At 65.3% G+C, this 12,603-nt stretch carries 6 protein-coding genes and 3 rRNA genes; 1 reads left to right on the top strand and 8 read right to left on the bottom strand.

The genetic code is table 11. The annotated features are described in order from the left end of the window. Positions 1 to 11 precede the first annotated feature (11 nt). From rrf to ACLGIH_RS20940, 4 genes are all read right to left on the bottom strand, one after another. Positions 12 to 128: ribosomal RNA gene (gene rrf / locus ACLGIH_RS20955) — 5S ribosomal RNA — on the bottom strand. 87 nt (positions 129 to 215) lie between these two features. Next, positions 216 to 3,338: ribosomal RNA gene (locus ACLGIH_RS20950) — 23S ribosomal RNA — on the bottom strand. A gap of 307 nt (positions 3,339 to 3,645) precedes the next feature. Then, positions 3,646 to 5,174, bottom strand: a 16S ribosomal RNA gene (locus tag ACLGIH_RS20945). The 16S, 23S and 5S rRNA genes sit together here, the layout of an rRNA operon. Before the next feature lie 535 nt (positions 5,175 to 5,709). Further along, positions 5,710 to 6,717 (bottom strand): stage II sporulation protein M, encoded by a 1,008-nt coding sequence (locus tag ACLGIH_RS20940; protein WP_416526791.1) that lies wholly within the window; start codon positions 6,715 to 6,717, stop codon positions 5,710 to 5,712. Positions 6,718 to 6,843: 126 nt separating this feature from the next. Between ACLGIH_RS20940 and ACLGIH_RS20935 the strand changes: the two genes are divergently transcribed. Further along, positions 6,844 to 7,812, top strand: a complete 969-nt coding sequence (locus ACLGIH_RS20935) for an RDD family protein (RefSeq protein ID WP_416526790.1) — start codon at positions 6,844 to 6,846, stop codon at positions 7,810 to 7,812. A 22-nt stretch (positions 7,813 to 7,834) separates the two neighbouring features. On the opposite strand, the gene ACLGIH_RS20930 is transcribed toward ACLGIH_RS20935, so the two are convergent. From ACLGIH_RS20930 to manA, 4 genes are all read right to left on the bottom strand, one after another. Beyond that, a complete protein-coding gene (locus tag ACLGIH_RS20930) occupies positions 7,835 to 8,449 on the bottom strand; it encodes a hypothetical protein (RefSeq protein WP_416526789.1) in 615 nt (204 codons plus the stop codon). A gap of 160 nt (positions 8,450 to 8,609) precedes the next feature. Beyond that, on the bottom strand, positions 8,610 to 10,040 hold the full coding sequence (gene ahcY / locus ACLGIH_RS20925; RefSeq protein WP_416526788.1) for an adenosylhomocysteinase: 1,431 nt from the start codon (positions 10,038 to 10,040) through the stop codon (positions 8,610 to 8,612). A gap of 279 nt (positions 10,041 to 10,319) precedes the next feature. Continuing rightward, entirely contained in the window at positions 10,320 to 11,294 is a 975-nt protein-coding gene (locus tag ACLGIH_RS20920; RefSeq protein ID WP_416526787.1) for a cation diffusion facilitator family transporter, read from the bottom strand. Between the two features lie 148 nt (positions 11,295 to 11,442). Next, positions 11,443 to 12,594: a mannose-6-phosphate isomerase, class I gene (gene manA, locus ACLGIH_RS20915; RefSeq protein ID WP_416526786.1), complete on the bottom strand. Its 1,152-nt coding sequence runs from the start codon at positions 12,592 to 12,594 to the stop codon at positions 11,443 to 11,445. Positions 12,595 to 12,603 lie beyond the last annotated feature (9 nt).

Raw genomic sequence — 12,603 nt, 5'->3', positions numbered from 1 at the left:
TCCCAAAAATTGTTCGGCGGCGTCCTACTCTCCCACAGGGTCCCCCCTGCAGTACCATCGGCGCTGTAAGGCTTAGCTTCCGGGTTCGGAATGTAACCGGGCGTTTCCCCTACGCTATGACCACCGAAACACTATGAAACAAACAACCAACCAGCTACCCAAACATGGGCGGGTTGTTCGTGGTTTCAGAACCAACACAGTGGACGCGAGCAACTGAGGACAAGCCCTCGGCCTATTAGTACCAGTCAACTCCACCGGTTACCCGGCTTCCATATCTGGCCTATCAACCCAGTCGTCTACTGGGAGCCTTACCCCATCAAGTGGGTGGGAGTCCTCATCTCGAAGCAGGCTTCCCGCTTAGATGCTTTCAGCGGTTATCCCTCCCGAACGTAGCCAACCAGCCATGCCCTTGGCAGGACAACTGGCACACCAGAGGTTCGTCCGTCCCGGTCCTCTCGTACTAGGGACAGCCCTTCTCAAGACTCCTACGCGCACAGCGGATAGGGACCGAACTGTCTCACGACGTTCTAAACCCAGCTCGCGTACCGCTTTAATGGGCGAACAGCCCAACCCTTGGGACCGACTCCAGCCCCAGGATGCGACGAGCCGACATCGAGGTGCCAAACCATCCCGTCGATATGGACTCTTGGGGAAGATCAGCCTGTTATCCCCGGGGTACCTTTTATCCGTTGAGCGACGGCGCTTCCACAAGCCACCGCCGGATCACTAGTCCCGACTTTCGTCCCTGCTCGACCCGTCGGTCTCACAGTCAAGCTCCCTTGTGCACTTACACTCAACACCTGATTACCAACCAGGCTGAGGGAACCTTTGGGCGCCTCCGTTACCCTTTAGGAGGCAACCGCCCCAGTTAAACTACCCATCAGACACTGTCCCTGATCCGGATCACGGACCCAGGTTAGACATCCAGCACGACCAGACTGGTATTTCAACGACGACTCCACCCACACTGGCGTGCGAGCTTCACAGTCTCCCAGCTATCCTACACAAGCCGAACCGAACACCAATATCAAACTGTAGTAAAGGTCCCGGGGTCTTTCCGTCCTGCTGCGCGAAACGAGCATCTTTACTCGTAGTGCAATTTCACCGGGCCTATGGTTGAGACAGTCGAGAAGTCGTTACGCCATTCGTGCAGGTCGGAACTTACCCGACAAGGAATTTCGCTACCTTAGGATGGTTATAGTTACCACCGCCGTTTACTGGCGCTTAAGTTCTCAGCTTCGCCACCCCGAAGAGTGACTAACCGGTCCCCTTAACGTTCCAGCACCGGGCAGGCGTCAGTCCGTATACATCGCCTTACGGCTTCGCACGGACCTGTGTTTTTAGTAAACAGTCGCTTCTCGCTGGTCTCTGCGGCCACCCCCAGCTCAGAGTGCAAGACTCATCACCAGAAATGGCCCCCCTTCTCCCGAAGTTACGGGGGCATTTTGCCGAGTTCCTTAACCATAGTTCACCCGAACGCCTCGGTATTCTCTACCTGACCACCTGAGTCGGTTTAGGGTACGGGCCGCCATGAAACTCGCTAGAGGCTTTTCTCGACAGCATAGGATCATCCACTTCACCACAATCGGCTCGGCATCAGGTCTCAGACTATTGCCAGGCGGATTTACCTACCTGACGTCCTACACCCTTACCCCGGGACAACCACCGCCCGGGATGGACTACCTTCCTGCGTCACCCCATCACTCACCTACTACCAGCTCGGGTCACCGGCTCCACCACTCCGACCTCGTCCGAAGACTCAGCCGACGGCTTCACGGGCTTAGCATCACTGGATTCGATGTTTGACGCTTCACAGCGGGTACCGGAATATCAACCGGTTATCCATCGACTACGCCTGTCGGCCTCGCCTTAGGTCCCGACTTACCCTGGGCAGATCAGCTTGACCCAGGAACCCTTAGTCAATCGGCGCAAACGTTTCCCACGTTTGTATCGCTACTCATGCCTGCATTCTCACTCGTCAACCGTCCACAACTCGCTTACGCGGCTGCTTCACCCGGCAGACGACGCTCCCCTACCCATCCACACACCCGTTGGGGCTAATATGTGAATGACACGACTTCGGCGGTACGCTTGAGCCCCGCTACATTGTCGGCGCGGAATCACTTGACCAGTGAGCTATTACGCACTCTTTCAAGGGTGGCTGCTTCTAAGCCAACCTCCTGGTTGTCTCTGCGACTCCACATCCTTTCCCACTTAGCGTACGCTTAGGGGCCTTAGTCGATGCTCTGGGCTGTTTCCCTCTCGACCATGGAGCTTATCCCCCACAGTCTCACTGCCGCGCTCTCACTTACCGGCATTCGGAGTTTGGCTAAGGTCAGTAACCCGGTAGGGCCCATCGCCTATCCAGTGCTCTACCTCCGGCAAGAAACACACGACGCTGCACCTAAATGCATTTCGGGGAGAACCAGCTATCACGGAGTTTGATTGGCCTTTCACCCCTAACCACAGGTCATCCCCCAGGTTTTCAACCCTGGTGGGTTCGGTCCTCCACGAAGTCTTACCTCCGCTTCAACCTGCCCATGGCTAGATCACTCCGCTTCGGGTCTTGAGCGTGCTACTAAAAACGCCCTATTCGGACTCGCTTTCGCTACGGCTACCCCACCCGGGTTAACCTCGCAACACACCGCAAACTCGCAGGCTCATTCTTCAAAAGGCACGCAGTCACGAGAACAAGGCAAGCCTTGCTCCGACGCTCCCACGGCTTGTAGGCACACGGTTTCAGGTACTATTTCACTCCCCTCCCGGGGTACTTTTCACCATTCCCTCACGGTACTATCCGCTATCGGTCACCAGGGAATATTTAGGCTTAGCGGGTGGTCCCGCCAGATTCACACGGGATTTCTCGGGCCCCGTGCTACTTGGGTGTCTCTCAAACGAGCCGCTGACGTTTCGACTACGGGGGTCTTACCCTCTACGCCGGACCTTTCGCATGTCCTTCGCCTACATCAACGGTTTCTGACTCGTCCCACGGCCGGCAGACCGTGGAAGAGAGATCCCACAACCCCGTACACGCAACCCCTGCCGGGTCTCACACGTATACGGTTTAGCCTCATCCAGTTTCGCTCGCCACTACTCCCGGAATCACGGTTGTTTTCTCTTCCTGCGGGTACTGAGATGTTTCACTTCCCCGCGTTCCCTCCACACTGCCTATGTGTTCAGCAGCGGGTGACAGCCCATGACGACTGCCGGGTTTCCCCATTCGGACACCCCCGGATCAAAGCCTGGTTGACGACTCCCCGGGGCCTATCGTGGCCTCCCACGTCCTTCATCGGTTCCTGGTGCCAAGGCATCCACCGTGCGCCCTTAAAAACTTGGCCACAGATGCTCGCGTCCACTGTGCAGTTCTCAAACAACGACCAACCACCCATCACCCCGGAAAAACTCCCGAGTGCACTGGTGGCACTGAAGGCAGCCACACGGGCCGTACCCTCAGATACCCAACAGCGTGCCCGACACCCCCGCGCCTCCCGTGGTCCGCGTTCCACGCTCCGAAGAGCAGTACTAGCGGCCCGAACAGACCGAGTGTGCCGAGTAGTCAACGTTCCACCCATGAGCAACCAGCATCAGACACTCGCTGATGTACTGGCCTCTGGACTGCCGAGGCAGCCTAGAAGTGCTCCTTAGAAAGGAGGTGATCCAGCCGCACCTTCCGGTACGGCTACCTTGTTACGACTTCGTCCCAATCGCCAGTCCCACCTTCGACAGCTCCCTCCCCACAAGGGGGTTGGGCCACCGGCTTCGGGTGTTACCGACTTTCGTGACGTGACGGGCGGTGTGTACAAGGCCCGGGAACGTATTCACCGCAGCAATGCTGATCTGCGATTACTAGCGACTCCGACTTCATGGGGTCGAGTTGCAGACCCCAATCCGAACTGAGACCGGCTTTTTGAGATTCGCTCCACCTCGCGGTATCGCAGCTCATTGTACCGGCCATTGTAGCACGTGTGCAGCCCAAGACATAAGGGGCATGATGACTTGACGTCGTCCCCACCTTCCTCCGAGTTGACCCCGGCGGTCTCCCGTGAGTCCCCAGCACCACAAGGGCCTGCTGGCAACACGGGACAAGGGTTGCGCTCGTTGCGGGACTTAACCCAACATCTCACGACACGAGCTGACGACAGCCATGCACCACCTGTACACCGACCACAAGGGGGCACCCATCTCTGGATGTTTCCGGTGTATGTCAAGCCTTGGTAAGGTTCTTCGCGTTGCGTCGAATTAAGCCACATGCTCCGCCGCTTGTGCGGGCCCCCGTCAATTCCTTTGAGTTTTAGCCTTGCGGCCGTACTCCCCAGGCGGGGCACTTAATGCGTTAGCTGCGGCACGGACAACGTGGAATGTTGCCCACACCTAGTGCCCACCGTTTACGGCGTGGACTACCAGGGTATCTAATCCTGTTCGCTCCCCACGCTTTCGCTCCTCAGCGTCAGTATCGGCCCAGAGATCCGCCTTCGCCACCGGTGTTCCTCCTGATATCTGCGCATTTCACCGCTACACCAGGAATTCCGATCTCCCCTACCGAACTCTAGCCTGCCCGTATCGACTGCAGACCCGGGGTTAAGCCCCGGGCTTTCACAACCGACGTGACAAGCCGCCTACGAGCTCTTTACGCCCAATAATTCCGGACAACGCTTGCGCCCTACGTATTACCGCGGCTGCTGGCACGTAGTTAGTGGCGCTTCTTCTGCAGGTACCGTCACTTTCGCTTCTTCCCTGCTGAAAGAGGTTTACAACCCGAAGGCCGTCATCCCTCACGCGGCGTCGCTGCATCAGGCTTTCGCCCATTGTGCAATATTCCCCACTGCTGCCTCCCGTAGGAGTCTGGGCCGTGTCTCAGTCCCAGTGTGGCCGGTCGCCCTCTCAGGCCGGCTACCCGTCGTCGCCTTGGTGAGCCATTACCTCACCAACTAGCTGATAGGCCGCGGGCTCATCCTGCACCGCCGGAGCTTTCCACCACCAGAGGATGCCCCCAGTGGTTGTATCCGGTATTAGACCCCGTTTCCAGGGCTTGTCCCAGAGTGCAGGGCAGATTGCCCACGTGTTACTCACCCGTTCGCCACTAATCCCCTCCCGAAGGAGGTTCATCGTTCGACTTGCATGTGTTAAGCACGCCGCCAGCGTTCGTCCTGAGCCAGGATCAAACTCTCCGTGAATGCTTTTCACGGGAGCGGAACAGCCAGGAGGAATATCCCTGGCCGTTCACAGCGTCCTCGCTGTATTTTTTCAAAGGAACCTCGCCACCAGACCAGAAGGTCCGGTAGACGGGGTATCAACATATCTGGCGTTGACTTTTGGCACGCTGTTGAGTTCTCAAGGAACGGACGCTTCCTTTGTACTCACCCGAGAGACTCTCTCGCGGCTTTCCTCCGGGCGCTTCCCTTCGGTGTTTCCGACTCTATCAGATCTTTCCGATCCGATTTCCTCGGTGCTTTCCAGGTTCCCGCTCTCGCGGTTTCCTTTCCGGCGGATCCGACTTTATCAGAAGTTCCGGGCCGGTTTTACCGGCGTTGGTTTCCGATTCATCGGGAGGCTTCTTCAAGAATTGAGAAGCAGATAGATACTGCCTGCTGCCCTCTGGGGTGAACCCATCTCCAGGCAACTGTTCGAATCTACCTCCTCGCGCGATCCGTGTCAACGGCTCTTGCGAGGCGAAGAGGACACTAGCAGCTCACCGGGCCTGCGCGCACATCAGGCGGCCGTCGGGACCGTGGCGCTGCGTTCGGCCGCCTCCACGTCGCCCCTCTCTCCGGCTCTCGCGGCACGTCCGCCCAGGACGTAGACGTAGGCCAGGAAGGCCAGCTCGGCCACGACGCCGATGGTGATGCGGGCCCAGGTGGGCAGGCCGGAGGGGGTGACGAAGCCTTCGATCGCGCCGGAGACGAAGAGGACCAGGGCGAGGCCGATCGCCATGCCGATGGCGGCGCGGCCCTCCTCCGCCAGGGCCGTGCGGCGGGTGCGTGGGCCCGGGTCGATGACGGTCCAGCCGAGACGCAGGCCGGTGCCCGCCGCCACGAACACCGCCGTCAGTTCCAGCAGACCGTGTGGGAGGACCAGGCCGAGGAAGGTGTCGAGGCGCCCGGCGGACGACATCAGGCCGAAGCCGACGCCCAGGTTGAGCATGTTCTGGAAGAGGATCCAGATGACCGGGAGGCCCAGGAAGACGCCCAGGATCAGGCAGAGCGCGGCTGCCCAGGCGTTGTTCGTCCAGACCTGTGCGGCGAAAGAGGCCGCGGGGTGGGTCGAGTAGTACGACTCGTACTGGCCGCCGGGGCGGGTCAGCTCGCGCAGTTCGCCGGGGGCGGCGATGGTGGACTGGACTTCCGGGTGGGTGCCGATCCACCAGCCCAGGAGGGCTGCCACCGCGGTGGAGACCAGCGCGGTGGGAACCCACCAGTGGCGGGTTCGGTAGACGGCGGCGGGGAAGCCGTGGGCGAGGAAGCGGGTCACGTCGCGCCAGGACGCGCGTCGGGTGCCTGTCACGGCACTGCGCGCGCGTGCCACCAGTTGGCTGAGGCGTCCGGTCAGTTGCGGGTCGGGAGCGCTGGACCGGATCAGGGAGAGGTGGGTCGCCGTGCGCTGGTAGAGGGTGACGAGTTCGTCGGTCTCGGCGCCGGTCAGGCGGCGCTGGCGCTTGAGCAGGGCGTCGAGGCGGTCCCACTCCGCTCGGTGGGCGGAGACGAAGACGTCGAGGTCCATCGGTGTGCCTGCTCCTCGGCTGTCGTCGGCGGGTCGTCATGAATCAGCTTGTCGTACTGACGCGCGATGCGCCCTCAGCTTGGCAGACTGGCGGTGTTCGAGGCAGGTCAGGGGAAGGACGGCGGCGTGAGTGATCTGGTGACGGGCGAGGCGGTGGCGTTGGAGCTGCGCCCCGCGAGACTGCCCAGCAGGGCGCTGGCCGTGTTGCTCGATCTGGCGGTGGCCGTGGCCGTGTACATCGCGGTGACCGTCGGCCTGGTGGCCGCCACCGCCTCGCTGGACGTGGCGGCGCAGACCGCGCTGTCGCTCGGGACCTTCGTACTGGTACTGGTGGGCGGGCCGATAGCCGTCGAGACGCTCAGTCACGGGCGGTCGCTCGGGAAGATGGCGTGCGGACTGCGCGTGGTGCGCGACGACGGCGGGCCGATCCGGTTCCGGCATGCGCTGGTCCGGGGGCTGATCGGGGTGATCGAGATCCTGATGACCTTGGGAGTCGTCGCCTGTATCGCCTCGCTGGTGTCGGCGCGTGGACGGCGCCTCGGTGATGTGTTCGCCGGGACGCTGGTCGTACGGGAGCGGGTGCCGGCCGCACCGGGCGGCTTCGTGCCGCCGCCTCCGCCGTGGCTGGCGGGGCGGTTCTCGGAGCTTGACCTGTCGGCGGTGCCGGACGATCTGTGGCTGGCCGTGCGGCAGTACCTGACGCGGATGCGGCAGTTGGATCAGCAGGTCGGCTGGGCGATGGCCGAGCGGCTGGCCGCCGATGTCGCCGCTCGTACGGGCGCGCCGGCCCCGCAGGGCGTCCCGCCGGCCGCGTATCTGGCGGCGGTGCTGCAGGAGCGGCAGGCGCGCGAGGCCCGGCGCGTCTTCGGCAGCGGCCCGGTCGGGAAAGCGGAAGCCACGGCTTCCCCGGCGGCTGCGGCTCCCTCGGCCCCCGCCGCTCCCGCCGCCGCTCCTCAGGCCTCCCCAGCGCCCTCCCTGTCGGCCCGGACTCCCCCGGCGGCCGTGACTCCTCGGCCCTCGGTGCCGCAGGAAGGGCCGCAGGAGGCGCCTGTGGAGGAGCGTGGCTCGGGCACCGGATTCGCGCCCCCGGCGTAGGGCGCGAAGGGCCTGCCTGCGGTCAGGGGAACACGGACGGCGGCGACTCCAGGTCCTCCAGTTCGACGCCGGGGGCCGCCAGTACGACGTCGCCGGCGATGTGCACGGTGTGCTGCTCGCCCGTGTCCAGGGCTGTGACCTGGTATTCGTCCACGATCAGCGGGCCGTTGTCAGTGGCGTGTGCTTCGCTGTTCACCAGTGCCCAGGACTGGTCCACGGTACGGGGGGCGAGGACCGGGTCCGTGAAGGTGACGAGACGAAGGCGGGTTGCCGCTGTGGAGGGGGTGAGGCGCAGGAGACGGGCGGTGGCGACGAGGAAGGCCGGGGAGGTGCCGGCGAAGGCGTGGGCGCGCACATTGCCTTCGGTGGCGTGAGTCCCGGCGGGGTCGGTCCGGACCCAGGTGACGCCGTCGAGGGCGGCGCCGCGCACCTGCCAGCTCGCGGCGTGGAGTTCCAGGCGGATGGGGCGGCCGAGTTCGTCGAGGGTGAGGTCGACGGAGCCGCCGTGGTCGCCGGTGGGTGTGGTCAGCTGCGAGACGTAGCGCCAGCCGGAGGGGCCGACGGCGCATTGGAAGTGCTCTTCGGCGAGGGGGGTGTGATCGTGCGGATCGTGGAGCGAATAACGGCCGCGGGGCATGGGGGTCCTGGGTGGTGACGGGCTGGTCCGGCGCTGCGGGTCCGGCAAGCAACGGGGCAGGCCCCCGGCACGGGGGTGCGGGGGCCTGTCTCGGAGCACCTGCTGCCGGGAGCGCGTCAGTGCACGGACGTGCTCCCGGCAGGCCGCGGCGCGGCGGCTGTCAGTAGCGGTAGTGGTCGGGCTTGTACGGGCCCTCGACCTCGACGCCGATGTACTCGGCCTGCTCCGGGCGCAGCGTGGTCAGCTTGACGCCGAGGGCGTCGAGGTGGAGGCGGGCGACCTTCTCGTCCAGGTGCTTGGGCAGCACGTAGACGCCGGTCGGGTAGGCCTCGGGCTTGGTGAACAGCTCGATCTGGGCCAGGGTCTGGTCCGCGAAGGAGTTGGACATCACGAACGACGGGTGTCCGGTGGCGTTGCCCAGGTTCAGCAGGCGGCCCTCGGACAGCACGATGATCTTCTTGCCGTCCGGGAAGGTCCAGGTGTGGACCTGCGGCTTGACCTCGTCCTTGACGATGCCCGGCACCTTCGCCAGGCCGGCCATGTCGATCTCGTTGTCGAAGTGGCCGATGTTCCCCACGATCGCCTGGTGCTTCATCCTGGCCATGTCCGAGGCCATGATGATGTCCTTGTTGCCGGTCGTGGTGATGAAGATGTCGGCCTGCTCGACGACCTCGTCCAGCGTGGTGACCTGGTAGCCGTCCATCGCGGCCTGGAGCGCGCAGATCGGGTCGATCTCGGTGACGATGACCCGGGCGCCCTGCCCGCGCAGCGACTCCGCGCAGCCCTTGCCCACGTCGCCGTAGCCGCACACCACCGCGGTCTTGCCGCCGATCAGCACGTCCGTGGCGCGGTTGATGCCGTCGACCAGCGAGTGCCGGCAGCCGTACTTGTTGTCGAACTTCGACTTCGTCACCGCGTCGTTGACGTTGATCGCCGGGAACAGCAGGATGCCGTCGCGCTGCATCTCGTACAGACGGTGCACGCCGGTGGTGGTCTCCTCCGTCACGCCGCGGATCTCCGAGGCGAGCTGCGTCCACTTCTGCGGGTTCTCGCCCAGGGTGCGGTTCAGCAGCTCGAGGATGACGCGGTGCTCGTCGGACTCGGCGGTGTCGGGCGAGGGGACCTTGCCGTCCTTCTCGTACTCGACGCCCTTGTGGACGAGGAGGGTGGCGTCACCACCGTCGTCCAGGATCATGTTCGGGCCGCCGGTCGGGCTGTCCGGCCAGGTCAGCGCCTGCTCGGTGCACCACCAGTACTCCTGGAGCGTCTCGCCCTTCCAGGCGAACACCGGAATGCCCGCGGCGGCGATCGCGGCCGCGGCATGGTCCTGCGTGGAGAAGATGTTGCACGACGCCCAGCGGACCCGCGCCCCCAGGGCGACCAGGGTCTCGATCAGCACGGCGGTCTGCACGGTCATGTGCAGGGAACCGGTGATCCGGGCACCGGCGAGCGGCTGCGCCTCGGCGTACTCCTCACGGATCGCCATCAGGCCCGGCATCTCGTGCTCGGCGAGGCTGATCTCCTTGCGGCCGAACTCGGCCAGGGACAGGTCGGCGACCTTGAAGTCCTGTCGGTTCTCGGCAGTCGTCATCGTGTAGCTGCTCCTCGGGGTCTGGTCGAGGTGGTCAGGGCTGATCTGCGCGGCGGCGGACACAGGGGTGCCCGATGAGGACACAGGCATGCCCGCGTGACGCGCAGCGCAGTCCGTCGGAGGCCCTCTCTCCCTCGGCCGGCCCCTGGTGCGACCGCCCGACCGCCATCAGCAGCGACGTCTGGCTCCGTTCCAAGCTACACCGGTGGCCGCCGCTGTCCCCAGTCCGGCTCCGACGGCAGCCGGTTTTCCGTGGCTGCCGCCGCCGGGCCGGGCGCGTCAGTGGGCGGTGGGAGCCGGCCCGCCGGGGCTGGCCTCGCGGTCCGGGCCCTTGTCCGCATCGGCCTCGTCGTAGATGTCGGGCTCCAGGTAGATGACGCGGGCGATCGGGACGGCCTCGCGGATGCGGCCCTCCGCGGCGTCGATCGCGGCGGCGATCTCGGTGGCCGTGCCGTCGTGGCGTACGGCGATCTTGGCGGCGACGAGCAGTTCCTCGGGGCCGAGGTGGAGCGTGCGCATGTGGATGATGCCGGTGACCGTGTCGCCCGCGACGGCGGCGGCCTCGATCCGCCGGACGTCGTCGGCGCCGGCGGCCTCGCCGAGCAGCAGGGACTTGGTCTCGGCGGCCAGGACGAGGGCGATGAGGATGAGCAGGACGCCGATGCAGAGGGTGCCGATGCCGTCCCAGACGCCGTTGCCGGTGAGCAGGGCCAGGCCGACGCCGCCGAGGGCGAGGATCAGGCCGACGAGGGCGCCGAGGTCCTCCAGCAGGACGACCGGCAGCTCGGGGGCCTTGGCGTGGCGGACGAACTCCTTCCAGGACTTGTCGCCGCGCAGGGCGTTGGACTCCTGGATGGCGGTCCGGAAGGAGAGCGTCTCGGCGATGATCGCGAAGACCAGGACACCGACCGGCCAGTACCAGTGGTCGATCTCGTGCGGGTGCTTGATCTTCTCGTAGCCCTCGTAGAGGGCGAACATGCCGCCGACCGAGAACAGCACGATCGAGACGAGGAAGGCGTAGATGTAGCGCTCACGGCCGTAGCCGAAGGGGTGCTGCGGGGTGGCGGCGCGCTTGGCGCGCTTGCCGCCGAGGAGGAGCAGGCCCTGGTTGCCGGAGTCGGCGACCGAGTGGACGGACTCGGCGAGCATCGACGAGGAACCGCTGAAGAGGAACGCCACGAATTTCGCTACCGCGATCGCGAGGTTGGCGAACAGTGCCGCCACGATCGCCTTGGTTCCGCCTGACGCGCTCATGTGCCGCGTTGTCCCTTCGCCTTCGTCTGCACTGCGTACGTACGCCGCTCAGGGCGCCCGGCCGGTGACCGGCCGTGCCCGCGTCGGCGGTGGGCCATTCTTGCAGTCCGGTCCGGCGTCGTGTGCCCGCCCGTCCGCCGTGTACGCGTCAGATGCATACGGTGGCCCGGAAGACCGTGCCGGCCCCGGACACCTCGGCCTTCTCGCCCGCCGGGACGAACACGGACCGGCCGGGGGTCAGCTCGTGCTCGCCGACCCGTACGGAGCCCGCGGTGCAGAGCAGGATCTGCGGTGCGGGGCGGGTGAGGTCGTGGGCGGCGGTGCCCTCGGGGAGGACGTACCGGGAGAGGCGGAACTCGTCGATCGGCGTGTCGTAGACCTCCTCGCCGTCCGGGGAGGCCTCCGGGCGCAGGACGCCGGGGTCCCCCGCCTGGAAGCGGACGATCCGCAGCAGTTCGGGGACGTCGACGTGCTTGGGGGTCAGGCCGCAGCGCAGGACGTTGTCGGAGTTGGCCATGATCTCGACGCCGAGGCCGCTGAGGTAGGCGTGCGGGATGCCGGCGCCGAGGTAGAGCGCCTCGCCGGGCTGGAGCCGGACGTGGTTGAGGAGCATCGCGGCGAGGACGCCGGGGTCGCCCGGGTAGTGGTGGGCGATGTCGGCGTAGGAGGCGTGGGCGCCGCCGAGGCGGTCGCAGGCGGCAGCGACCTCGGCGACCGTGCGGGCCGTCTCCTCGGGGTCGGCGGTGAGGACGGCCGTGAGGACCTCGCGCAGGGCGGCGTCCTCGGGGTGGGCGTGCAGCAGGTCCACGTACGGCTTGAGGGAGTCGACGCCGAGCGCGTCGAGCAGGTCGGCGGTCTCGGCCGGGGGACGGAAACCGCACAGGCCGTCGAACTCGGTGAGGGCGCAGATCAGTTCCGGCTTGTGGTTGGCGTCCTTGTAGTTGCGGTGCGGGGCGTCCACCGGGATGCCGCGCCGCTCCTCGTCCTCGTAGCCCCGCGCGGCCTGTTCGAGGTCGGGGTGGACCTGGAGGGAGAGGGGTGCGCCGGCGGCGAGGAGCTTGAGGAGGAACGGCAGGCGCGGGCCGAACCTGGCGACGGAGGCGGAACCCAGTTCCCGCTCGGGTGCCGCGTCGATGACCTCGGCCAGGGTGCCCCGGCCGGTGCGGGAGGGGGCGCCGGGGTGGGCTCCCATCCACATCTCCGCCTGCGGTTCGCCGCTCGGCTCGGCACCGAGCAGCTCCGGAATCGCGGTGGTGGAACCCCAGGCGTAGGGGCGGATGGCGTTGTCGAGGCGGTCCATGGGCTCTCT

Source organism: Streptomyces hamibioticus (assembly GCF_047946815.1).
Lineage (GTDB): Bacteria > Actinomycetota > Actinomycetes > Streptomycetales > Streptomycetaceae > Streptomyces.
Note: the sequence above shows the minus strand (reverse complement) of the source record. Positions and strands in the feature narration are given on the sequence as shown.